The 24423-nt window shown below is 50.2% G+C and carries 20 protein-coding genes; 16 read left to right on the plus strand and 4 right to left on the minus strand.

Annotated elements, in window-relative coordinates; all coding sequences use genetic code 11:
* Positions 1-127: 127 nt before the first annotated feature.
* Entirely contained in the window at positions 128-2587 is a 2460-nt protein-coding gene (locus KB236_02945) for a phosphoketolase family protein (protein ID UIF29710.1), read from the plus strand.
* A gap of 356 nt (positions 2588-2943) precedes the next feature.
* On the opposite strand, the gene adhP is transcribed toward KB236_02945, so the two are convergent.
* Entirely contained in the window at positions 2944-3960 is a 1017-nt protein-coding gene (adhP, locus tag KB236_02950; protein UIF29711.1) for an alcohol dehydrogenase AdhP, read from the minus strand.
* 416 nt (positions 3961-4376) lie between these two features.
* Between adhP and KB236_02955 the strand changes: the two genes are divergently transcribed.
* The 3 genes from KB236_02955 (at position 4377) to KB236_02965 (ending at position 7282) form a co-directional block, all read left to right on the plus strand.
* Positions 4377-5063, plus strand: a complete 687-nt coding sequence (locus KB236_02955; protein UIF29712.1) for a response regulator transcription factor — start codon at positions 4377-4379, stop codon at positions 5061-5063.
* Complete coding sequence (locus tag KB236_02960; protein ID UIF29713.1) at positions 5060-6721, plus strand: HAMP domain-containing histidine kinase; 1662 nt, start codon at positions 5060-5062, stop codon at positions 6719-6721. Before KB236_02955 ends, KB236_02960 begins: the two co-directional genes overlap by 4 nt.
* A gap of 156 nt (positions 6722-6877) precedes the next feature.
* Positions 6878-7282, plus strand: coding sequence for a YxeA family protein (locus KB236_02965; GenBank protein ID UIF29714.1), 405 nt, complete (start codon positions 6878-6880; stop codon positions 7280-7282).
* Between the two features lie 164 nt (positions 7283-7446).
* On the opposite strand, the gene yidC is transcribed toward KB236_02965, so the two are convergent.
* Both yidC and KB236_02975 read right to left on the minus strand, forming a co-directional pair.
* Complete coding sequence (gene yidC, locus KB236_02970) at positions 7447-8361, minus strand: membrane protein insertase YidC (GenBank protein ID UIF29715.1); 915 nt, start codon at positions 8359-8361, stop codon at positions 7447-7449.
* 111 nt (positions 8362-8472) lie between these two features.
* Positions 8473-8748, minus strand: a complete 276-nt coding sequence (locus KB236_02975; protein ID UIF29716.1) for an acylphosphatase — start codon at positions 8746-8748, stop codon at positions 8473-8475.
* A gap of 168 nt (positions 8749-8916) precedes the next feature.
* Here KB236_02975 and KB236_02980 point away from each other — a divergent pair, with 168 nt between their 5' ends.
* The 9 genes from KB236_02980 (at position 8917) to KB236_03020 (ending at position 17657) form a co-directional block, all read left to right on the plus strand.
* A complete protein-coding gene (locus KB236_02980) occupies positions 8917-9717 on the plus strand; it encodes an RNA methyltransferase (protein ID UIF29717.1) in 801 nt (266 codons plus the stop codon).
* 128 nt (positions 9718-9845) lie between these two features.
* Positions 9846-10343 carry an HD domain-containing protein gene (locus tag KB236_02985; protein ID UIF29718.1) on the plus strand — a complete coding sequence of 166 codons (498 nt, stop codon included), beginning with the start codon at positions 9846-9848 and terminating at the stop codon, positions 10341-10343.
* Positions 10344-10379: 36 nt separating this feature from the next.
* On the plus strand, positions 10380-10745 hold the full coding sequence (locus KB236_02990; protein UIF29719.1) for a helix-turn-helix transcriptional regulator: 366 nt from the start codon (positions 10380-10382) through the stop codon (positions 10743-10745).
* Between the two features lie 363 nt (positions 10746-11108).
* A complete protein-coding gene (pheS, locus tag KB236_02995; GenBank protein ID UIF29720.1) occupies positions 11109-12155 on the plus strand; it encodes a phenylalanine--tRNA ligase subunit alpha in 1047 nt (348 codons plus the stop codon).
* A 9-nt stretch (positions 12156-12164) separates the two neighbouring features.
* Positions 12165-14573 (plus strand): phenylalanine--tRNA ligase subunit beta, encoded by a 2409-nt coding sequence (gene pheT / locus KB236_03000; protein UIF29721.1) that lies wholly within the window; start codon positions 12165-12167, stop codon positions 14571-14573.
* Between the two features lie 208 nt (positions 14574-14781).
* Positions 14782-15915, plus strand: coding sequence for an endolytic transglycosylase MltG (gene mltG, locus KB236_03005; protein ID UIF29722.1), 1134 nt, complete (start codon positions 14782-14784; stop codon positions 15913-15915).
* Positions 15916-15927: 12 nt separating this feature from the next.
* Complete coding sequence (gene udk, locus KB236_03010; protein ID UIF29723.1) at positions 15928-16602, plus strand: uridine kinase; 675 nt, start codon at positions 15928-15930, stop codon at positions 16600-16602.
* Between the two features lie 106 nt (positions 16603-16708).
* Positions 16709-17185, plus strand: coding sequence for a transcription elongation factor GreA (gene greA, locus KB236_03015; protein ID UIF29724.1), 477 nt, complete (start codon positions 16709-16711; stop codon positions 17183-17185).
* 160 nt (positions 17186-17345) lie between these two features.
* A complete protein-coding gene (locus KB236_03020; GenBank protein ID UIF29725.1) occupies positions 17346-17657 on the plus strand; it encodes an iron-sulfur cluster biosynthesis protein in 312 nt (103 codons plus the stop codon).
* A gap of 676 nt (positions 17658-18333) precedes the next feature.
* Here the strand turns inward: KB236_03020 and KB236_03025 are convergent.
* On the minus strand, positions 18334-20964 hold the full coding sequence (locus KB236_03025) for a YfhO family protein (GenBank protein ID UIF29726.1): 2631 nt from the start codon (positions 20962-20964) through the stop codon (positions 18334-18336).
* Positions 20965-21129: 165 nt separating this feature from the next.
* On the opposite strand from KB236_03025, the gene KB236_03030 reads away from it, so the two are divergent.
* From KB236_03030 to KB236_03040, 3 genes are all read left to right on the plus strand, one after another.
* On the plus strand, positions 21130-23196 hold the full coding sequence (locus KB236_03030; GenBank protein ID UIF29727.1) for a penicillin-binding protein 2: 2067 nt from the start codon (positions 21130-21132) through the stop codon (positions 23194-23196).
* Positions 23197-23659: 463 nt separating this feature from the next.
* Positions 23660-23809, plus strand: coding sequence for a 50S ribosomal protein L33 (rpmG, locus tag KB236_03035; GenBank protein UIF29728.1), 150 nt, complete (start codon positions 23660-23662; stop codon positions 23807-23809).
* Positions 23810-23867: 58 nt separating this feature from the next.
* Positions 23868-24419: a 5-formyltetrahydrofolate cyclo-ligase gene (locus KB236_03040; protein UIF29729.1), complete on the plus strand. Its 552-nt coding sequence runs from the start codon at positions 23868-23870 to the stop codon at positions 24417-24419.
* The last annotated feature ends 4 nt before the right edge of the window (positions 24420-24423 follow it).

Below are 24423 nucleotides of genomic sequence, written 5' to 3' on the forward strand. Positions count from 1 at the left end.
CGTATCAATTTACAAAAAGGTTGACTTTTTGAGTAAATTTAGTATGATGAAGAAGTACAAAATTAACCTCTAATGATTTACGTTAATTGTTTAGAAGGATGTTATTCAACGAAGGAGTGTAAAATTCATGGCAGTAGATTACGATTCCAAGTCATACTTGGAAAAGGTTGACGCCTGGTGGCGTGCTACAACGTATCTTTCCGGTGGTATGATCTTCCTGAAGGACAACCCATTGTTCTCGGTAACGAACACACCAATCAAAAAAGAAGACGTTAAGGTTAAGCCTATCGGACACTGGGGTACGATCTCAGGACAAACGTTCCTGTACGCCCATGCCAACCGTTTGATCAACAAGTACGGCTTGAACATGTTCTATATCGGTGGTCCCGGTCATGGTGGCCAAGTTATGGTAACGAACGCGTACTTAGACGGTACCTACACTGAAGATTACCCTGAAATTACGCAGGATCTTGAAGGTATGGCTCGTCTGTACAAGCGGTTCTCATTCCCAGGTGGGATTGGTTCCCACATGACTGCGCAAACGCCTGGTTCACTCCACGAAGGTGGGGAACTTGGTTACTCTCTCTCCCATGCAACTGGTGCCGTTTTAGACAACCCAGACCAAATTGCATTTACTGTAGTTGGTGATGGTGAAGTTGAAACTGGTCCTGCTATGACTGCATGGAACTCCATCAAGTTCTTGAACCCTAAGAACGATGGTGCCGTATTACCTATCCTTGACGTAAACGGCTTTAAGATTTCCAACCCAACGATCTTCTCTCGGATGAGCGATGACAAGATCGCGAAGTTCTTCGAAGGTTTGGGCTGGTCACCTCGCTTCCTCGAAAACGACGATATCCATGATTACATGACTTACCACGAAAAGGCGGCTAAGTTATTTGACCAAGCTATCGCTGACATCAAGCAAATTCAAAAAGACGCCCGTGAAAACGGCCGGTACGAAGACGGTGAAATCGCCGCTTGGCCAGTTGTTATCGCACGTTTGCCAAAGGGTTGGGGCGGTCCTCAAAAGAACCCAGCCGGCGAACCAATTGAAAACTCATTCCGTGCTCACCAAGTTCCGCTTGGCTTGAGCCAAAACAACTTTGATGAATTACCAGAATTCGAAGCTTGGATGAACTCATACAAGCCAGCCGAATTATTCAACACTGATGGTTCATTGAAGGCAGAAGTCGCTGACTTTGCCCCTAAGGGTGACAAGCGGATGGCTGCCAACCCAGTTGCTAACGGTGGTCGTGCACGCGGCGAAAAGCCAGCTATGCTTGACTTACCTAACTGGAAGGACTTCGCTAACGACATCAACGAAGATAACCGTGGGACCCAATTACCAGATGGTAACCGGAACATGGATATGAACGTTCTGTCAACCTTCTTTGCTGGCGTTGCCACGAAGAACCCATCATCATTCCGGATCTTCGGACCTGATGAAACGATGTCTAACCGTCTCTGGGAAATGTTCAAGATTACCAACCGTCAATGGATGAGTAAGGTCAAGGAACCAAATGACCAATACGAAGCTCCTGAAGGTCGTATCTTGGATGCCCAATTATCAGAACACCAAGCTGAAGGTTGGCTTGAAGGTTACACCTTAACTGGTCGTACCGGTGTGTTCACGTCTTACGAATCATTCTTGCGGGTTGTCGACTCAATGACGACGCAACACTTCAAGTGGATCCGTCAGGCGGCTGCAGAACCATGGCGTAATGATTACCCATCATTGAACCTGGTTTCTACTTCTACTGTATTCCAACAAGACCATAACGGTTACACCCACCAAGATCCAGGTATGTTAACCCACTTGTCTGAAAAGAAGTCTGACTTTATCCGTCAGTACCTTCCAGCCGATGGGAACACGCTCTTGGCCGTATTCAACCGTGCCTTCAACGACCGTCAAAAGTTGAATCATATCGTTGCTTCTAAGCAACCTCGTCAACAATGGTTCTCCATCGACGAAGCTGAAGAATTGGCTACTAAGGGTCTTAAGACTATCGATTGGGCTTCCACTGTTGCTGAAGGTGAAGATGCTGATATCGTCTTTGCTTCTGCCGGTGTTGAACCAACCATCGAAACTCTGGCTGCTCTTAGCCTGATCAACGACGCCTTCCCAGCCGTTAAGATGCGTTACGTTAACGTTGTTGAATTGGAACGTCTTCAAAAGAAGAACGGCCCTCTGAACGACGAACGTGCATTGAGCGATGCTGAATTCACGTCACTCTTCGGCGAATCTGGTACGCCAGTTCTGTTTGGCTTCCACGGTTACGAAGACTTGATCGAATCCTTCTTCTACGAACGTCAACACTTAGGCTTGCACGTTCATGGTTACCGTGAAGACGGTGATATCACGACTGCTTACGACATGCGTGTATACTCCGAATTAGACCGGTTCCACCAAGCCAAGGATGCTGCGAACACCTTAGTTGCTAAGGGTGTTATTGACGAAGCTGCCGCAAAGGCCTTCGACAAGAAGATGGATGACATCTTAGCTAAGCACTTCAAGGTTACGCGTGACGAAGGTCATGATATTGAAGAATTTACGAAGTGGGCATGGAGTCCATTGAAGAAGTAATTTCTTCTCACTAAATTTTTCAGAGAGGGTCAACTCCGATGGGGGTTGATCCTCTTTTTTTGGTAGGAGCCGATAAAAATGGCCCTAGAAATCAGAAGATTTCTAGGGCCATTTGCGAATCGCAGATCTAAGGGGTGAAGGGTCGCGAACACGTTCCGATCCTCAGCTGGCAAGGGTCGACATTAAATGAGTCAGCAACATCACCTGCGTTTGAGACCGTCTGTGGTCTGAGAGGGGGCGCCTTTTATACAGGGGGCTCAGTCTTCGAACAAGCAATTGATGTCACCCCACAACAAAACCCCACGCTTACACGGCAGCGTGGGGTTCTTTGGAAGTATTGAAGTTTTTGAAATGAATTACTTGGTGAAGTCGACAACCATCCGGCCAACAATCTTGTTAGCTTTCATTTCGTCGATGATATCGTTCACTTCGTCAAGACGACGGGTTTGAACGATAGGGTGAACCTTGCCTTCAGCACCGAATTGGAAGGTTTCAGCTAAGTCTTGACGGGTACCAACTAAGGAACCACGAACTGAGATACCATCCAGAACAGTCTTGGCAATGTTTAATTCCATATCACCTTGAGGTAAGGCAACGGCAACTAATTTGCCATCTGGCTTCAAAGCGTTAACGGATTGCGTGAAGGCATCCTTGGTAACGGCCGTAACTTGGGCGTTATCCACACCGCCGACCTTCTTTTGGATTTGTTCAGCAACGTCACCGTCATGACGGTTGATTAAGATTTCAGCACCGTCTTTCTTAGCAGCGGCTAACTTGTCAGGGTTACCATCAACGGCAATAACGTGGGCACCGAAGACGTTGTGGGCGTATTGGATAGCCAAGTTACCTAAACCACCGGCACCGACAACTTCAACCCATTGGCCAGGCTTCGTTTCACCGGTCTTCAGGGCCTTGTACATGGTAACACCGGCACAAGTCAGGGAAGTTGCTTCGATTGGGTCCAAGCCTTCTGGCACCTTAACGGCGTAGTTGGCGTCAACGATACATTCTTCAGCCATCGCACCATCAACAGTGAAGCCAGAGTTCTTAACGTTCCGGCAAAGCGTTTCGCGGCCGGTCAAGCAGTATTCACAGTGGCCACAGCCCTTGAAGAACCAAGCGATAGAAACCCGGTCACCAATCTTTAAGTTGTCAACGTCATCGGCAACTTGGATAACCCGACCAACACCTTCATGGCCGATAATCCGACCAGGTTGCTTACCGAAATCACCGGCAGCAACGTGTAAATCGGTGTGACAGAGACCACAGTATTCCATCTTAACTAAGGCTTCACCATGGGTAATGGGACGTAAAGTAACATCTTTAATGTCAACGTAACCGTCAACTGAATCGCGAATAACAGCAGCTTTCATTTTAAAAGACCCCTTTTCTTTTTTCTACAATGCCTAGTATACTAAAAACTCACCTAATTTCAAGTGAAAATGTGAACAAAAACGAAAAACTTAATATGTGATTCGTTGTTCAAAGCCGACAATGAACGCTTTCTTGGATTATTAAGTAAACGGTCAAATGTGAAAGAAAAAATTTAAAGGGTTTTCAAAAGCAAGACTGATCATTGTATGCAACCGGTTGTCACACACGGCGGCTTTGAAAATGACCGGTAGATAATCGTAAAAAATAGATAAATGTGAAGCGACTGGTGGTTTTCGCATACAATTATGAGAAACTATGATAAAATTAAATGTTGAAATGAATAACGGACGTCCGCTACCGGTATGGTTTTGGTTGGCAGTGGACGCATTTAATTAGTCAGAGGAGTTAAAGCGCAATGAGTCGAATTTTAATTATTGAAGATGAAAAAAATCTTGCCCGCTTCGTCGAGCTTGAATTGAAGCATGAAGGTTACGAGACTAACGTGCAGTTCAACGGTCGGACGGGGCTGGAAGCAGCGCTATCCCAAGACTTCGACGTTATTTTACTGGACCTTATGTTGCCAGAACTTAACGGGATTGAAGTGGCCCGTCGTGTTCGGGAAGTCAAGAGTACGCCGATTATCATGATGACGGCCCGTGACTCCGTGATCGACCGGGTTTCGGGGTTAGACCATGGGGCTGACGACTACATCGTGAAGCCATTTGCGATTGAAGAATTATTGGCACGGGTACGGGCCTTGCTGCGGCGGATTCACTTGGAAGGCGAACAGAAGAATACCAAACAAACGACCGTTAAATTTAAAGATCTCACCATTGAAAAGGAAAATCGGATCGTCCGCCGGGGCGATGAAGTCATCAACCTGACTAAGCGGGAATACGAATTACTCCTGGCCTTGATGGAAAACATCAACGTGGTCTTGGCCCGGGATGTTCTATTAACCAAGGTTTGGGGTTACGAATCCGAAGTGGAAACTAACGTGGTCGATGTCTACGTGCGTTACCTACGGAACAAAATTGATGTGGCCGGCCAGAAGAGTTATATTCAGACGGTACGGGGCACGGGGTACGTGATGCGTTCGTGAAATCAATCAACATTGAAGACCACGCGTCGCCAGAAGAAACACCCCAAAAGAAGCGGGGCTTTCGTTTCTCTTTAAAGTGGGAGTGGACGCTTTCCACGGCTTTCGGAGTGCTGGTTATCTTTGCGGCCATCGTGTTTTTAATTTTTAGTAGCTTTATGACGGTTCTGATGCGTCAGGAGAAGACCCACGTCGCGGATTCACTGAACGTCGTGGTGGAGCGCCTGAGCAATCAGAGTGCCGCGTTGACGGATAGTCAGGTTGATCAGTTGTTACGTCCGCGCAACGTCTTGGCCGATGAAACCAGTGGTTCTGACCAGGGGGCGCCGTACAACAACGCCGTGGTGACGACCCTGGCTCGCGATAGTCAAACGGTGACGGTCTACAATCCGCAGGGGCGGGCACTGTTCTCTACGGGCGACACCACTGCGAAATTTAAGGCGGTGGGCAAGCAACATATCGTCGTTTCCACGCTTAATGAGCGCAAGCATCTGGTTGGCCGAATGCCAATCCACAGTAAGGAAAATGATCGGCTTCTGGGCTACGTCCAAGTGACCGATAATCTGAAGGATTACCGCGCCACGCAGGTTAAGCTGTTTCAGGTCGCCATTGTGCTCGGACTCATCGCTGGGTTGGCGGTGGCTATCCTCAGTTATATTCTGGCTTCGTTTCTCTTACGACCGGTTGAATCGATTCGAGAGACCATTCACGCCGTCCGCGACGATCCCCAGACGGATAAACGGGTGCCGGAGATTCGCCATACCGATGAGCTGAGTGATCTGGGTAATCTCTTCAACGGGATGCTGGATACGACACAGGGCTACATGGACCAGCAGCAACAGTTCGTGGAAGATGTCTCCCATGAACTCCGGACGCCGGTAGCCATCATTCAGGGGCACATGGAGATGTTGGATCGCTGGGGGAAGGATGACCCCGAGGTGCTCGATGAATCCATTAAGGCCTCGCTACAAGAGACCAAGCGGATGAAGAGCCTGGTTCAAGAAATGCTGGACCTGCAGCGGGCCGAACAGATCGAGGTCAACTATACCAATGAGGTGACCAACGTCAGTGAAGTGGTCCAACAGGTCTATGACAATTTCAAGATGATTCATCCTGACTTCGTATTTATTCTGGACGATGATGTCCACCGGCCGGTTCAGGTACAGATTTACCGGAACCACTTGGAGCAGATTCTGATTATCCTGCTAGACAATGCGGTGAAATACACGCAGACTCGAAAGGAAATTCACCTGAGCTTCGAGAGCGACTCTAGGAACATCGAGGTGGCCGTTCAAGACTTCGGTGAGGGAATCTCCCAAGAGAACCGCGACCGGGTCTTTAACCGCTTCTATCGCGTGGATAAAGCCCGTTCGCGGACCAAGGGTGGTAATGGCCTGGGCTTGGCAATCGCTAAACGGCTGATTGAGGCTTATCATGGCAAGATTACCATCGAAAGTGCGGTGGGTTACGGATCAGTCTTCCGAATTTCTCTCCCAATCTTGTCGGATGAGGCTGCACGGGTTCTGAATGAAAAGAAGGAGCGCGCACAGGCCGAGGCCAACGATACCGGGATTCCGGGGATTAAGTCGGCACTGCTAGAGGATTCACCTGATCAGACGAAATCTGATCAAGATGATTCTGCTACGGATTCGAAATCTTAATAATTTAACGCGTACCTCCGTGGAACGATAACCGTTCCGTGGGGGTATTTTTGTGCACTATTTTATTTTGATGGTTGACAGGTTAAGGGGGATCCGGTATTCTAAGATAACTAGTTAGTTACTCTAGTAACTAACTGATATGGGGAGGATATTAAAATGAAATTTTTACTGAAATTTGGCTTGCTTTGTGGTGGCTTACTTGTTTTGATAGTTGCCGGTGCGGTGATTACCCCCAACCTGACGAAGAATCATGGGTCGGAACTGGCATTGGCCATTGATAATGTGAACCCAGCGGTCAAGACGGAGGACGTTTATGCCGAGACGACGGTAAAGCCTATCCGCCACTACATCGGTGGGGGTGGTGAGCACGAGTACGTCTACGAGATGCAGACCTATAATCAACGTGGGGAGGCTCGTAAACTCCACTTCGAGTCGCAGTGGATACTGAAACCTCATCACTACCTGAAGATCACCACGAAGGGACAAAACGTGGAGACCTGGGAGGCCGTTGACAAAGCCGACGTACCGAGTGGGGTTCGGCAGAATTTGATGATGTCGTAGGCCTTGCTAGGGATGATCATTGTTAGTTACAAGGATGCTGATTGCTATGGCCAATAAGTGGTGTAGCAAGGACTTGGGGTCGTGGCTAACCGAGTCCGTTGCATACAAAAAGTGCTCCCAGTCTTCGTGATTGGGAGCACTTTTACTAGTCATTCAATAGGTCATTAATGATGTCGTTGTTGCTTACCGGCATTCCGGTTACGATTCTTCTTTTGTTGCGTGGCACTGGCCTGGGCCTTGGCCGCTGGTGTGGCGGGTTTAGACACCACTGGTTCAACGACGGGGGCTGGCCGGTCCTTCATCTTTTCCTTAATTTCCCGCCGAATCTTAGGACGGTAGAAGTTGATGATGAGCGTCTGAACACAGGCGAACAGACCACCGACGAAGAAGTACAGCCCCAAACCGGCTGGTGAACTCAACGTGAAGAAGAGAATCATTATTGGGGAGAGGAGCAACGTAATGCGCATCTGTTTCTTCTGGTCTTCCGGCATGCCCAACATGGAGAGATAGGCTTGGAGCAGGTAGGAGAGGAAGGACAGAATGGCGAGAATCCAGCTAGATTTCCCTAACGGAATCGTCAGGAAGACGGCACTGGACAGTTCCGGTGAGTAGCGAATAGCCGCATACAGGGCGGCAAAGATTGGCATCTGGATCAGCAATGGTAAGCAACCAATCCCACCAGTCATACTGATACCGTTTTCCTTGTACATTGCCATCATGGCTTGGCCAGCAGCGGATTGTTCTTCCGGCGTCTTGGCTTCCTTTTGCCGTTTTTGCAGGGCGGCCATCTGTGGGCGCACCATCGAAATCTTTTCTTGTTGAACGGTGGCGCTCCGCATCTGCTTGACCATGATTGGGAGTAAGACCATCCGGACGATCACCGTCAGGACGATAATGGCCCAGCCGTAACTGTTGCCGAAGATCTGGGCGAGCCAGTCCATGACGTGTTGTCCGGGAACGGCCAAGTAGTCGTAGACGAAGCCGTACGGTTTACCGTTCTTGGTCTGCACACAGCCACTCAAGACGAGGGCCATGGCCGCTAAAGCACCGGTCACCGTGACTTTCTTGGAGATTTTCATATTAATTTTGAACCCCTTTGTATTTAAAACGTAGAGCGCGCACGCCCCCAAACGACGAAAACGCCGCTAACATCAAACATATTACTTGATTTGGTGGTGATTTTCAAATGATTATCTAGTGATTATACGAAAATCAACAAATCGTTGCGTCCGGGCCGCCGTAACCTGAAGATCGCGAACCACGACCCAGGGCGTCACGCCTTGTTTAATTTGCCGAGCAAAGTCAGCCAACTGCTGCTCAGTACCACTGGCGACGATGGCGACTTGGCCGGTTGGCAGGTTTTGCACGGTCCCGGTGACCCCGAGTTGGTGGGCCAATTGGGCCGTAGACCAGCGAAAACCCACGCCCTGAACCTGTCCCGTGACTAAGAGATGCTGCGTGATCACAAAAAGTTCCCCCTTATGCTGGAAAATTTAGATTAATCATAACGCGAAGTGCCGCGGCTGCCTAGTGATATGGTAAAATTAACCGTACGACTTTTGCTGACGGCCGTTTGGTCGTCAGGTGGCGTCGAAAAAACGTAAATCTACTATATATAATGACAGTATCAACGAATGCGTGTACATCAAGTGGAGGGCTTTAACGTGAGAGAAAAAATAACGTCGGGTCAAAATAAACGTGTCAAGCAGTGGCGGGCCTTAACCTCAAAGAAGGGGCGAAAGGCGACGCAATCCTATCTGCTGGAGGGCTGGCATCTGGTGCAGGAAGCCTTAAAAGCACAGGTTCCCCTCACCGCCATTATTGGGACGGCTGAGCAACTGGCCGCCCACGCCGCGACTTTTCCGGCCGATGTCGATGTCTTCGAACTGACGGATAGCATCGCCAAGACCTTGGGCGATACCAGCACGCCGCAGGGCATCTTCGCGACGGCTCCCATGCCGGACGATACTGGTGTCGATCCAACCACGGCCACGGGGAGCTGGTTATTTCTGGATCAGGTACAAGATCCCGGTAACATTGGGACCATGGTCCGGACGGCCGATGCGGCTGGCCTAACCGGGGTTGTCTTGGGTCAGGGGAGTGCGAGTCGCTTCCTGCCCAAAGTGTTGCGGTCCATGCAGGGGAGTCAATTTCACATTCAATTGGTGGAAGGCGACCTGCACGACTGGATTACGGCATTTACCCAACGGCAATTGCCAGTCTATGGGACTAACTTGGATCCTCAGGCCAAGGATTACCGCGACGTTGCAGCCATGAAAGCCGGCGCTATTGTGATGGGGAATGAAGGGAACGGGATGGCCCCGGACCTTCAACAACTGACAACACAAAATCTTTACATTCCCATTAAGGGACAAGCAGAATCGCTCAACGTTGCTGTTGCAGCGGGGATTGTGATGTTCCGGCTAGTAGGCTGAACGTTAAGAAACGGTAAATCAGCCCGACTTTCAGGACATTTTCATTGCTTTTTCTTTAAAAGGAAGTATGATATAGGGTAATTGAGAAAGACTAAAAATCATAATTCTAAATGAAAAGGAAGCATTCTATGACCAAACTTACTTGGCGTGATGACCCCGAGTACCTCGCTTTAGTTTCTGATTTGTTGGAAAAGGAGCCGGTTCAACGCCTGGCGAATTACACCCAGCATCACCATTCTACCCGTTTGGAACACTCTATTTCAGTGTCCTATAACAGTTATTTAATTGCAAAGAAACTTGGCTTGAATACCCGGGCCACCGCACGGGGTGGTTTGTTACACGATCTATTCTATTATGATTGGCGCACGACGAAGTTCAACTTAGGCTCGCATGCCTTCATTCATCCACGAGTAGCGCTCCGAAACGCTGAAAAGCTGACCGATCTGAGCCCTATGGAAAAGGATATTATTTTGAAGCACATGTGGGGGGCCACGCTGGCAACGCCTAAATATCGGGAAAGTGCCATTGTGTCTCTGGTTGACGATTACGAAGCAATCCATGAATTCTTTGGACCAACGCGTAAACACGTTCAAGCCTGGGTTGAAAAGCTTACGCCTAACGCCTAGTTTCAGTCGAAACTTAGATGGGAGGCCAGAATTACCATGCAAATGATGTCATCAGAGAAGACAGAGGAAACCGTTGATTTTTCGCTCTGTCCACGATTCGAACAGACCTTCTCATTCTTGGGAAAGAAGTGGAATGGTCTCATCATTGACGTGCTCCTGCATGAGGGGCCCCAACGATTTAGAGATCTTGCCCGCAAGGTTCCGCGTTGTAGTGACCGGGTCTTGGTCGAACGACTGAAGGAACTAGAAGTCAACGGCGTCATCGTTCGCCGAACTTTCCCAGATAATTCGTTGATTGAATACGAATTAACGACGAAGGGTGAAGAGTTCAAGGATGTCATGGCCGCGGTTCATGCGTGGTCGGACAAGTGGTCATGCCCCACTGAGGCGGACCAGAAGTAGTTGACAGTCGGTGAAAAGTCGGCTAGTCTATAACATGTAATAATTTAAAAACGATGATAGAAAAGCAGTAGCCGGTGCAATTTGTCAGGAAGAGTTTGCCAAGACTGGAAGCAAACTTCAAATTACTGGGTGAATTCAGTTCTTGAGTTGTAATCGGGAGTCGTGGTCACACGATGAATGATTTTCCGGTGAGTGACCGTTATCACTTCTGAGTGTGGTTGGTGCCTGCGGGGACCGACTGAATCAGGGTGGTACCGCGAAGCTTCGTCCCTAGTTATGGGGACGGAGCCTTTTTTTGTGGCCTGAGCGGCGACAAGGGTACCCAGTGGAAGTAGAAAAAGTAGAGAAAATGGAGGATGACGTATGTCGTTAAAGGATAAACTCAGCGAATTGCGGCAACGCGGTTTAGCAGATATCAAGAAATCTTCAGACTTAAAAGACGTTAATCAAGTGCGCGTCCAGTTGTTAGGGAAGAAGGGGCCCATCACCGAAGTTTTACGCGGGATGCGGGACCTCGATGCCGAAGAACGGCCTAAGGTTGGTGCTTTTGCCAACGAGATCCGTGACGATCTGACCAATGCCTTGGCGCAGCGTAAGGAAGAACTCGAACAGGCCGTCTTGAACGCCCAATTAGCCAAGGAAACGTTGGACGTCACTCTGCCCGGGACGCCGGTGGCCAAGGGTGAACCGCACGTGATCCAACAGATTGTGGATCAGATTGAAGACCTCTTCTTGGGCATGGGCTACCAAGTTCTGAGTGGTCCCGAAGTCGAAGAAGATAAGTACAACTTTGAAATGATGAACTTGCCAAAGAATCACCCAGCCCGGGACATGCAGGATACGTTCTACATTACCAAGGAAATTCTGATGCGGACCCAAACCTCACCGATGCAGGCACGGACACTGGAAAAGCACGACTTCAGCCAAGGTCCCTTGAAGATGATTTCCCCCGGTGTCGTTTACCGGCGGGATACCGATGATCCGACCCACTCCCACCAATTCCATCAGGTGGAAGGATTGGTCATCGACAAGCACATCACCATGGCCGACTTAAAGGGGACGCTGCAGGTGCTGGCATACGAATTGTTCGGTGACAAATTCGATGTGCGGTTACGCCCCAGCTACTTCCCATTCACCGAACCTTCAGTCGAAGCCGATATTACCTGCTTTAACTGTGGCGGTAAGGGCTGCAAGGTCTGCAAGAACACCGGCTGGATCGAAGTGTTGGGTGCCGGAATGGTTCACCCGAACGTCTTGAAGATGGCCGGCGTTGATCCCGACGTTTACGGTGGTTTTGCCTTTGGGGTTGGTCCCGATCGCTTTGCCATGTTGAAGTATGGTGTCGATGATATCCGGAACTTCTACTTAAATGATGTTCGGTTCCTCACCCAATTTACAAAGAAAGGATAATCGCCAACCATGAAGATTTCATACAATTGGATTAAAGAATATTTAGACTTAAACGTAAAACCCGCTGACCTGGCGGAAAAAATCGAACGGACTTCCGTGGAAGTCGATGGCGTTACCACGCCAAGCGACGGCCTCAAGAAGATCGTGGTTGGTCACGTCCTTTCCATGGTCGCTCATCCGGACTCCGATCATCTTCACATCTGCCAAGTTGATGTGGGTGAAGACGATCCCTTACAGATCGTGTGTGGTGCACCGAACGTGGCGGCCGGTCAAAACGTCATCGTGGCCTTACCAGGTTCCCGGATCGCAGACAACGTCAAGATTAAGAAGTCCAAGATGCGCGGGGTCCCTTCTGCCGGGATGATCTGTGCGCTTCAAGAAATTGGTTTTAGCGAAGATGTTGTGCCGAAGAAGTATGTCGATGGCATCTACGTCTTACCCGCTGATGCCAAGCCGGGCGATGCGGTTTACGACTATTTAGGCATGAACGACAGCCTGATTGACTTGGACGTGACGCCCAACCGGGGAGACATGTTAAGCCTCTACGGGACGCTGCATGACCTGGCCGCAATTTATGACCAACCCGTTAAGTTAGATCATCCTGATGTTAAGGAAGCGGGTGCCGATATTCAGGACCAATTGGCCGTGCACGTGGATGACCAACTCTCCCCACAATACCGGATGCGGTTAGTCAAAAACGTCAAGCTGGCCCCAAGTCCAATGTGGCTTCAGATTCGCTTGTGGAACGCCGGTTTACGCCCAATCAACAACGTGGTAGATATTACCAACTACATCATGTTGAAGTACGGTCAACCATTACACGCCTTTGACTATGACAAGTTTGCCGGCGAAGACGTTTACGTCCGGACGGCCAAGGCGGGCGAGAAGCTGACGACCTTGGACGAAAATGACCATGATCTCGATGAAAATGACATCGTGATCGCCGACGAAAAGGCGCCAATCGCCTTAGCCGGCGTTATGGGTGGTCTGAGCACGTCCATTCAGGACGGCACAACTACGGTTGCTATCGAATCTGCTGTCTTTGAACACGACCACATCCGTAAGGCGGCTCAACGACACAACCTGCATACGGACGCTTCCCAACGCTTCGAACGAGGCGTTAACCAGGCCGGTGTTCAGGAGGCCTTGGATGCAGCGGCCCAAATGATGAATGAATTGGCCGCTGGTGAGGTCCAAACTGGCACGGTAGTGGGCAGTGACCATATCCCCGAACCCGCCGTGATCGACATCACGTTGACCCACGTCAATGCGATTCTCGGGACGGATTTGACCATGGACCAAGTCTCCCACATCTTGGAGAGCCTGGGCTTCACGGTCGCAGTGAGCGGCGATACGTTAACGGTCACGGTGGCCGTTCGGCGTAATGACATTCACATTCCAGCTGATCTATTGGAAGAAATTGCCCGGATCTACGGTTATGACCAACTTCCAGCCACGTTGCCAACCGGTCGGATGACCATGGGGACGTTGACCGACAAGCAACGTCTGATGCGTGCTACGCGGCATTCACTGGAAGGGTTGGGCTTGAACCAGGCCATCTCTTACGCGTTGACGACCGAGGCCAAGGCGCAGATGTTCATGATGAAGGCTAGCGAACCGACGCACTTGGCTTGGCCAATGACGGTGGATCACGCTGTCTTACGGATGAACGTGATCTCTGGTTTGTTGGACGACATTGCCTACAACTCCGCACGGAAGGTCAAGGACGTGGCACTCTACGAACAGGGCCGGGTCTTCTACCGTGAGGATGGCAACGAACGACCAAGCGAAGAGGAACATATCGCCGGTGCCATTACCGGAACACTGATGCCTGAAGCTTGGAATCAACCAGCTAAGGCGGTCGATTTCTATCAAATGAAGGGGATCGTCGCGGCCTACTTGAAGGACATGGCGGTTAATGGTGAGGTTACCTACGTGCCAAACGCCGACATGCCGGAAATGCATCCGGGTCGGACTGCAGACGTCTTGGTTCACGGTCACCGGATTGGCTTCTTGGGTCAAATTCACCCGTTGATTGCTAAGCAGTTCAAGATTGCGGCCACATACGTCTTTGAACTGAACTTGCAGGCCATCATTGACATGCCCAAGCAAGAGAACCAATACGACGTGATCTCTCGTTACCCAGCCATCACGCGGGATATTGCGATGCTGGTAGATGACGATATCACGAACGACCAAGTGGTCGCGCTAATCGAACGACGTGGCGGGGCATTCTTACAATCCGTCAAGCTGTTTGACGTTTACGACGGCGTGAAGGTACCGAAGGGCAAGAAGTCCTTGGCCTACACGTTGACTTACCAAGATAAACATGAAACGTTGGTTGACGATGCCGTCACCCAGGCGTTTGACAAGGTTTCTAAGCGTCTGGAAGACGACTTAGGCGCCCAGATTCGTTAATAATAAGTGAAGAGACGCGCTTGATTTCTTAATTGGAAATCGAACGCGTCTTTGCTAAAGCGGTGATTTACGGCCAGCGGTGCTCCTCGACGCGTGGGGGTCAATCGTTGATTTATTACAATTTTGCCAAAGTAGCGCTTTCAGGTTTCCGTGCTCCGGGAATTTCTGTATAATAGAGAAGACTATGGCATAGAACGGAGGAAATAAGTTGGATAATGGCAATACGCCCACACCGTCAAGGCAGGATTCGGGCAAAAAACGATCGTTTGGCCGACGCATCATGATTGGTGTTGTGAGTCTGCTGGTTTTGCTAGCGGTGGTGATCGGAATCTTCGGGTATCATTACTTCCAGACGGCACTCAAGCCGATGAATACGAAGGATAACAACGTGGTTCAAGTCCACGTGCCACTCGGGGCAACGTCCAATAAGATCGGACAGATCTTGCAGGATCAGAAAGTTGTGAAGAGCGGGATGGTCTTCAACTATTACGTGAAATCAAATAAGTTCACGAATTTTCAGGCGGGGTATTACCAGTTAAAGCCGTCCATGACACTGAAGCAGATTGCCAAGCAACTGCAGAAGGGTGGGTCGGCGGAACCGATCCAAAGTACGGCCGGAAAGTTGTTGGTCCGTGAGGGCGAGACGGTCGATCAGTTAGCCGCCGAGATTCCCATCCAGACGGACTTTACCAAGACTGAATTCCTCAACTTGATGAAAGATCAGACTTTCTTTGACCAATTAGCTAAGAAGTATCCGCAACTCCTCAGTTCGGCGAAGGACGCCAAGCACGTTCGGTATCGATTAGAGGGTTACTTGGCCCCAGCCACGTATCAAGCGGGGAAGAAGATGACCCTGAAAGATATCGTGACGCAGATGGTGGCCAAGACCAACCAGAACTTGCAGAATAGCTACAGTACCATCAAGAAGCAGAAGCGTAGCGTGCAAGAGGTCATGACGTTAGCGTCCCTGGTTGAACGTGAAGGGGTATCGCAAACGGACCGGGATAAGATTGCCGGGGTCTTCTTGAACCGTATTGATGCGGGGATGGCACTGCAATCCGACATTTCCGTCCAGTACGCGTTGAAGACGAACAAGAAGACGCTGACCTACAAGGATCTGAAGGTTAAGTCGCCGTACAACTTGTACGTTCACACGGGGTACGGTCCTGGACCATTTGATAACCCGAGTGTCTCGTCCGTTAATGCGGTCTTACACCCGAAGGATCAGAAGAAGGGGTATTACTACTTCATCGCGAACACCAAGACGGGGAAGGTTTACTTCTCCCAGACTTACGCACAGCATCAAGATAAGACCAGTTCATTAGCAAGTGATAATAAGTAAAGGATGGCGACAATGTTGGCAGACAAAAAGCGACCGATTATTATTGGGGTTACCGGGGGTTCCGGGAGCGGTAAAACAACGGTTAGTCGGGCAATTTTTAATCAATTGATTGGACATTCCATCATGATTTTGCAACAAGATTCGTACTACAACGACCAGTCGGACATGACCATGGAAGAACGGGCAGCCGTGAACTATGACCATCCGTTGGCCTTCGATACGGATTTGCTGATCTCACAACTCAAGCAGTTGTTGGACCGTAAGCCCATTGAAAAGCCGGTCTACGATTACACGCTTTCCACGCGGAGTAACAAGACCATTCACCAGGAACCACGGGACGTCATCATCTTGGAAGGTATTTTGATTTTGGATGACGAACGCTTGCGGAATCTGATGGATATCAAGGTTTTCGTTGATACGGACGATGATATTCGGATTATTCGGCGGATCGAACGGGACATGAATGAGCGGGGACGTTCGCTAGAATCCATCATTCAGCAGTACCTCGCGACCGTTAAGCCAACGTACCATCAATTCGTGGAACCAACCAAGCGTTACGCGGATCTGATTGTACCCGAAGGTGGCGAGAATCAGGTTGCCATTGACCTGCTCGTTACGAAGATTCGGGCGATTCTTGAAGCCAGTGGTAATGAACAAGTTTTTGACAATCCAGATACAACCATATAGAATAGGACGGGTTAGCTGGTAAACCGGCTAACCTTTTCTACAAATTAAAAATTTAAGTTAGCGTGCGCGTTAACATTTAAAAAAATAACTTAAAGGGGTGGCCAGTGTGGCACAAGATAAAATGTATCCAATGACTGAAGAAGGTAAGGAAAAGCTCGAAAAGGAGCTGGAAGACTTAAAGATGGTGCAACGGCCAAAAGTAATCGACCGCATCAAGATTGCCCGTTCTTACGGGGACTTATCCGAAAACTCAGAATACGAATCAGCTAAGGACGAACAGAGTATGCTGGAAACGCGGATTAGCACCGTTGAACGGATGCTCCAATACGCCCAAATCATTGACAACGATGGGACCGACAAGGATGAAATCACGGTCGGTAAGAAGGTCACCTTCAAGGAATTACCCGATGAAGAACCCGAAGAATACACCATCGTGGGGGCTGCTGAAGCCGATCCAATGTCCGGTAAGATTTCCAATGATTCGCCAATTGCGAAGGGCCTGTTAGGTCACCGTAAGGGTGAAGAAGTCACCTTTGATACGCCGGGTGGCGACATGTCCGTCAAAGTTTTGGACGTGGAATAAGTTCATAATGATTCGGCGGAAAGCCTGGGCAGTTTTGCCGAGGCTTTTTTTGCAGTAATGAGCCAATGTGTCAGAAACTTGCCAAAAACAACCCTTGCATGTTATAAAGGAGGAGAACATGAAAACGGATTCATAGTCTGCCTAAGAGGAGTCTTGGATAATGAAAATTACGGTGACGGATGCAGCAAGTAAATGGTTTCGAGAAGAAATGGGAATGACCGGTCGTGGCATTCGCTTCTTCGGTAAGGTCTATGGTAAGACCCCAGTGCATGAAGGGTTTTCGCTGGGGATGACGCCGGATGACCATCCTCGAGATCCTGTTGTAACGGAGACCAAGGATGATGTGACCTACTACATTACTGAAGGGGATCAATGGTTCTTCGTGGGTTACGACCTGACCATTGATTACGATCCCAAGACGGATGGGCCGACCTATATTTACGAGGATAACGGTGAATTGGATCAGAAGTAGTTTAGATTAGCGCAAAACCAGTTGCCTGGCGGCGGATGTTTTGGCTATCTGGATTTGAAATGCAGGAGTTTGGGAAGTTTTGGCCAGACTCTTTTTTCTTGGTCGATTTGTCACGGGGCTTTTGCTTGTGTTTGGCGGCCGTTTCCGGTAGGATATGAGGCACAGCTAGGCACCTTCAACGTAAAGACGTTTACGCCAAACAAGCGGTCCACCAATTATCTGGCGGACCGCTTGTTTTCATTTCATTCATTGAGGTTGATGGCTGTGCGCAGCGGGTTCTTCGGATCAAGCATCTCTTGACAATTTGCCGTTGACTGGTCGCCTTGCCGTTCGCGAAATCTAGGCTGGAACGCTGGGGTAGGCCGGTCCGAGCCATAGAGCGGTCTCGGACCTTGCTTTGAGCCGAAAAGCCCTCGTCTCAAAGTCACCAATTTATCAGCAAGAATCGCTGATAAATTCCCCGGCTGAGCCTAGATTTCGCTTCACTCACGGCTACGTTGACGATTGTCCACTGTGATTGATTAAGTGCAGTCCACCAATTACTAGTGGGGGCCCCGTCTTAAACTTCAGTGAAAATTACAATCGTGGCAGAGTTCGCCAGGCGTGCAGCCGACCGTTTACCTATTGGTAGGCGGAACGCCTGACTGGCGCGAACGGTAAGGCGATTGGCATGATACTAGCGACGCCGGTGAACCAACCACCAGCCGCCCGTCAGGATAACGAGGGTTAAGCCACTAATGAGTAGGCCGAGGTTCAGTAGCGGTGGCCAGTAGGACAGGGTCACCGTGTTCTTCCCCTGCGGTAATTTCACCGCGGTAAACATGCCGACCGTCTTATAGGTCTTGGCGGGCTTGCCATTGACCGTTGCGTGCCAACCTTGGGAGTACGGAATCGACGTGTTCAAGACCTCATTGGCCTTGGTCGTCGTGATCGTCCCCCTGAAGTAACGGCTGGAATGTTTGGTGAGATGCCAAGGTTGCGTCTTGAGCTGGGTGACCGCCGACTTGAACAGGTTGGCATTCAGCCGGTATAATGTGAAGTTTTCCAGCCACAGGGAGCCCTTCTTCAAGGTAATTGTCAGCTTGATGGTCTTGCCCTTAGCGTGGTCGGCCGCGCTGACGAGAATGGTGTTGCGGTACGTCTTGTATTGATTCAGCGTCTTGCCATTGAGGACGAAGGTGGCATTATCCGGATTAACGGTTGAGCCAAACGTCAGGTAGTACGGATCGTTAGTCGTCGGCTTCATGGTCAACGTGATACTTCCCGGCTTCAATAGATTCTTCTTCTGAAGCATGGCGCCGGTAATCTTAGTCTGTTGATTAATGTTAGCAAAGGTCACCTGATCGAAGTTCTCCGCAACGTAGAGCTGTCGGTCGGCCGAGTTACCGGTCAGTGCTGACAACCAGTTGGCCTGGTACTGGGCCGGATCGGCCGTCTTGTTCTTCAACGACAAGATCTGGGCATTGGCCGCATAGCCCAATGGGAGGGCGTAGGGGTTCTTGTAGGTCGTGGCCCAGTGGTCGGCGCCGATCTTGGTGTAATCGGCCACATCGGCCTTGTTAGACGTTGCTGGTAGCATGCTGGAACCACTCAGTGCGCCGGTAAGTTCTTTTTGTTGGAAATAGTATTTCATATTCAACAGAGAATCTGTCACCAGAGTTCCGTTGCTGTAGGCCACAAAACCATCACCATCGGGGTTCCCCGTGTTGCCGTAAAAAGCGGGAACAGCTTTGGGGAGGACGGAGGAAAAGACACCACCACCGTTGAATCCGGTCTGGAAGGCATCCCCCTTGGTCCGCATGAAGGTCTTTCCCATCCGATAGAAGCTCTGATCCTTCTTCTGAACGCGATTAACCAGTCGCTGTAACTCATTGGTGTAGTTGCCATACTCGCTCTGAGAGACGTAGCTAATGTTGTTTAACGAGGTGAAGGCGTTGGCGGCAACTTCGGTGACCCCGATGACGAAGAACATCAGCGGGTAGATCCAGTAATTCTTGATGGGAAGCGTCGTCAGAATCAGCGCCATCACCACGAAGAACAGCCCCAGTAAGACCTGATTTAGCTGGAGAAACTTAAAGTGTTTCAGATTCAGTGCGACGTAGGCCGCCCCGGCCGCCACGATTACCGTGGCAAGCGCGATGGCCAGCCAGCCGGGTTCAAAGTCATCGGTTAACGCCTGGGCTGCCAACCAGATCAGCCAGAAGCTGACGATAAAGGAGAATCGGTACGGGTACCAGACGGGGAATTGACCCGCGTGCCACAGAAGATCCAACGGTTGAACACATAGCGAGAGTGCCAGAAAGACGGTGATTATGGCCGCCGTAATCCGGGTACGGCGCGCAATCTGCCGGCTGCCAAAGTAAAATAAGGCCCCGAGGAGCGCGATCGCCCCGATGAAGAGGTTGGCCGTGCCATCCGGCATTTGGTCGAAGTTAAAGGCGCCTAAGAAGAACTTGGCCAGCATCTTGGGTGGGAAGAATTCGAATTTCCACTTAAATGACGTGACCGTGTACTGGGCCTTGCTCTGAGCCAGCGACCACCAAGTCGGCAGTAAGACCACCGCCGAAAGTAATCCGGCGGTGATGGAGGTCCAGGCAAAGCGGCCAGCCTGCTTCAACGTGCTACGGAAGTCGGTGTACCGATCGACGGCCAGAAAGATAAAGGTCAAAATCATGAATAAGCAAATCATGTAGGCCATGTAGTAGTTGACGATCAGTGAAATGGTTAGCCAAATCACGTAGGTTCGCCATTTACCGGTGGTCATCACGAGGTATAGGCCATAGAAGACCAGCGGCAACAGGTAGGCCGCGTCCAACCACATGATATTCAGCTGGTTGGCAATCGACCATCCCATCAAGGCGTAAGCCGTGGCGAAGGTGATCGCCTTGAGGCCAGTCTGTTGCGTCGTCTTTGAGAGGAGCCAGGCGAAGGTCAACCCGGCCAGTCCGTATTTGATGACGGTCAGGAGGAAGACACCGGTCGTCAGTGAGGCGCCGGGGCACAGCAGTAGAATCCAGTTCAGAGGACTCAGGAGATAGTAAGCCCAGGTGCCCAACATTTCGCCGCCCAAACCATTGGCGAAGGAATAGAAGATACTGCTGGGGTCGTGAAGCAGGGCCCGCCGCATGTAAGCAAAGAAGTCGATATATTGTTGCCCTAAATCGACCGTTAACAGGCTACTCGACCCAAACGGTGCCATTTGACGGTAAATGAAATAGGCCGTCATGAGAATAAAAGGGGTTAAAAAAGCCCCGAGTAGGGTAAGTTGGCGTGGCGAGAGGCGCCAACGTCGGTTTCGAACTTGCAAGTAAGCCACCTCAATCTTTAGAAATTATAAAAGTTAACTTGGAGCCTGTACATTTTGCTTTCTGGTCTCTAGAATAGCATAGAAACATTAAATTTCGGTAGCGGGATAGTTGTCTCAAGCGAAGTTTGGTAAAATAGTAGCTGTACAATAAGGAGCAGAGCTGTTGTGAAGAATTTTTATAATCGAGTTAGCAACCGTAATCGGCGGTCTGGCGGCCCACAAAAGTCGCAGATTCCGTTTCGGTTAAACTTCCTATTCATTATCGTTGCCCTGTTATTTGCGGCGCTGATTGGTCAGTTGGCGTATTTGCAAGTGATTTACGGGTCAAAATTTAAGGCGGAGGTCAATTCGACCGATACCACCATTGAGACAACCAACGTTCAACGGGGGATGGTCTATGATTCCACCGGGAAAGTCTTAGTGGGAAACAAGGCCCATCAGGCGATCTCCTACACCAAGGGAGTCAACGTGTTGTCGACCAGCATGTACGACATTGCCAACAAGCTTGGCCAGTATTTGACGGTCTCAACCAGTAGCCTCACGCCCCGGCAGTCAATCGATTACTATTTGACCGATACGAAACGGTTGAAGGCGGTTGAAAGCAAGCTCTCCGGGACCAAGGGATTGTCGACGACGGCGCTCTACAACAAGGCCTTGAGTTATTTAGAGAACGATTCTTCCTTTAAACTAACTAAGACCCAACAGAATGCCGCCGCTATCTTTGCTAAGATGAGTGGGGCTTACGCGTTGTCCACCACCTACATCAAGGATTCCGGTGTCTCCAGCACTGAAATTGCTGAGATTGGTGAACATTTATCCGAGATGCCTGGGGTTCAAGTGGGGACGAGTTGGTCACGGGATTACCCGAACGGTAAGTCGATGAACTCCATCATTGGGACCGTTTCGTCCGAAAAGACCGGGTTACCGAGTGATCGGGTCAACGAACTGCTAGCCCAAGGTTATTCGCGAAACGACAGTGTGGGGCAATCTTACCTGGAACAAGAGTATGAATCCGTGCTGCGCGGAACCAAGGCCGAAAAGCAGGTCGAAGTGGCCGGGAATAACACCGTCACGAAGGAAGTTAAGAAGTATGGTGGTCAGAAGGGTGATAACCTGCAATTGACCATCAATTCTAAGTTCCAGAGTCAGCTGCAAAGCCTGGTTAAATCGGCCGAGTCTGGCGCCGGCGGAAACTCCACCGGGACCTACGCCGTGGTGATGAACCCGAATACAGGGGGCGTCATCGGAATGGCCGGGGTTGATCGGAATCCGTCCACAGGTAAGATTACCGATAATGCGCTGGGCACCATCAACAGCGATATCGTGATGGGGTCCGTGGTCAAGGGTGCCATGGTATCCGGTGCCTTGATGGACGGCGTGATCTCGCCTACCAACAGTACCCTGACCGATATGCCGATTACCGTTGGTGGGGTCAAGAAGGCGTCCTGGTTCAACAAGTCCGGGGGCCAAAACATCGCGGTCAATGCCGCGGGGGCCCTTGAAGTCTCGTCTAACTCCTACATGATGCAGTTGGCGATGAAGGAAGCCGGATTTAAATACTCATCCGGTGCTGCGTTGACCATGAGTACCAAGGCGTTTGACATCGAACGTGGGTACTTCAAGCAGTTCGGTCTGGGCGTGAAGACTGGGATCGATTTGCCGGGTGAAAGCTCGGGTTTGGAAGGGTCGAGTTCATTTGCCCACATTGGGAATGCCTTGGACTTGTCCTTCGGGAACTACGATGCCTACACCGTCATGCAGGTGGCCCAGTACATGTCGACGATTGCCAACGGCGGTACGCGGATCGCACCACACGTGGTACAGTCTATTCGTGGTACGACGTCGTCTGGGAAACTAGGCGCAGTCAAGTCGACGGTGGAACCGAAAGTGTTGAACACCATCGACATGACGACGGCACAGAAGAACCTGGTCAAGGAAGGGCTCTACGATGTGGTTCATGGGAGCAATACCTACAAGACCGGGGGCGCCATGTCCTCAATCACGCCGAAGATCTCGGCCAAGACTGGGACGGCCCAGACGTATTACAAGGGTAACGAAACGGTTACGCTAAGTCTGGCTTCCTACGCACCATCGACGCATCCACAAGTGGTTGTGGCTTTGGCCATGCCAAACTTGGGGGTTGACGCCGAAAGTAACAACATGACATTGGCTAAGAAAATTTACGCCGCCTACTGGAAGACGGTGCAGTCAACCTCAACTATTAATGAATAAGTACCGTTAAGCAACGTCAACGAGCCCATGGGCTGGTGGGCGTTGCTTTTTTTAGCAGAAATAAATTTAGTGTGGCTGAGAAAATGGCGTCTTTGAGATGCGGGCTGACGGCTCAAAGCGAGGAACAAGATCGCCCTTTAGCTAGTCCCGTCCTGCCCATCGCGATCCAGACCAAATTTGGGGAATGGTAAGGCGGCCAGTCCGCGACTAGCCGATTATCATGGATGGTATCCTTTTCATACTAAGGGTTTTAGCTGGTTTCTAGCTTTTAACCTTTGGAACGTTGAATTTCTCCGAATGTTTTGATAGGCTAAAACCCTAGCAGTAGCCGTTAATTTAGCTGTTAAGTATTTTTCCTTAACATATTTGGATTTATAGCTGGTAATTGTCCCGAATTAATGGTAATATATTACGAGTTAAGGCTCATGCCTGTAATTCTGAACAAGTTGGGAGGTTACCCACAATGCGTGTACACATCACTTTAGAATGTACTGAATGTCACGAACGCAACTACTTATCCAGCAAGAACCGGCGTAATAACCCGGACCGGGTTGAATTTAAGAAGTACTGCCCGCGTGAACGGAAAGTAACTTTGCATCGCGAAACTAAGTAAGGGTACGGGCGAGAGTCCGACCCTTTTTTTATATCTGAAAGAATCAAGGGGGTAAATGATGCCAAGCAAAGCAGAGATTCGGCAACAAACGATTCAGGCACTGACTCAAATGTCCGTGCTAGACCGGCGGCGAGCGGCCGATAGTCTTTACCAGCAATTGTGGGCGTCGGCCACCTATCAACAGGCAACGACTATTGCGACCACGATTAGCGGGGGCTTCGAGTTAGCTACGCGTCCAATTATTGAGCGCGCGCAGGCCGATGGCAAGACCGTCGCGGTGCCACAGACTTTGCCGCACCGACAGATGGCCTTTCACATGATGGATGAGACGACGACCCTCTCCCGGACGAAATTCGGGCTGATGGAGCCGCAAGACAATCGCGTGATTGATCCGGCTGACTTCGACCTGCTGATCGTGCCCGGACTGGTCTTTGCGACGACTGGTGAACGGGTGGGCTTCGGTGGCGGTTATTATGATCGTTATTTACCCAAGACGACCGGCACCAAGGTGGCCTTGGCATTGCCGGCGCAACAGATAGACCGGCCGACCTGGCCCGTTGATTCTTTTGACGTATTATTGGACGCGGTACTAGCCGCTAAATTAGAATAGAGAG

This window comes from Levilactobacillus brevis (assembly GCA_021383565.1).
GTDB classification, from domain to species: Bacteria; Bacillota; Bacilli; order Lactobacillales; family Lactobacillaceae; genus Levilactobacillus; species Levilactobacillus brevis_B.

Coding starts and splice junctions, on each gene's coding strand:
- KB236_02945 (UIF29710.1), top strand. CDS start 128: ATGGCAGTAGATTACGATTCCAAGTCATACTTGGAAAAGGTTGACGCC.
- adhP (UIF29711.1), bottom strand. CDS start 3,960: ATGAAAGCTGCTGTTATTCGCGATTCAGTTGACGGTTACGTTGACATT.
- KB236_02955 (UIF29712.1), top strand. CDS start 4,377: ATGAGTCGAATTTTAATTATTGAAGATGAAAAAAATCTTGCCCGCTTC.
- KB236_02965 (UIF29714.1), top strand. CDS start 6,878: ATGAAATTTTTACTGAAATTTGGCTTGCTTTGTGGTGGCTTACTTGTT.
- yidC (UIF29715.1), bottom strand. CDS start 8,361: ATGAAAATCTCCAAGAAAGTCACGGTGACCGGTGCTTTAGCGGCCATG.
- KB236_02980 (UIF29717.1), top strand. CDS start 8,917: ATGCGTGTACATCAAGTGGAGGGCTTTAACGTGAGAGAAAAAATAACG.
- KB236_02985 (UIF29718.1), top strand. CDS start 9,846: ATGACCAAACTTACTTGGCGTGATGACCCCGAGTACCTCGCTTTAGTT.
- KB236_02990 (UIF29719.1), top strand. CDS start 10,380: ATGCAAATGATGTCATCAGAGAAGACAGAGGAAACCGTTGATTTTTCG.
- pheS (UIF29720.1), top strand. CDS start 11,109: ATGTCGTTAAAGGATAAACTCAGCGAATTGCGGCAACGCGGTTTAGCA.
- pheT (UIF29721.1), top strand. CDS start 12,165: ATGAAGATTTCATACAATTGGATTAAAGAATATTTAGACTTAAACGTA.
- udk (UIF29723.1), top strand. CDS start 15,928: ATGTTGGCAGACAAAAAGCGACCGATTATTATTGGGGTTACCGGGGGT.
- KB236_03020 (UIF29725.1), top strand. CDS start 17,346: ATGAAAATTACGGTGACGGATGCAGCAAGTAAATGGTTTCGAGAAGAA.
- rpmG (UIF29728.1), top strand. CDS start 23,660: ATGCGTGTACACATCACTTTAGAATGTACTGAATGTCACGAACGCAAC.
- KB236_03040 (UIF29729.1), top strand. CDS start 23,868: ATGCCAAGCAAAGCAGAGATTCGGCAACAAACGATTCAGGCACTGACT.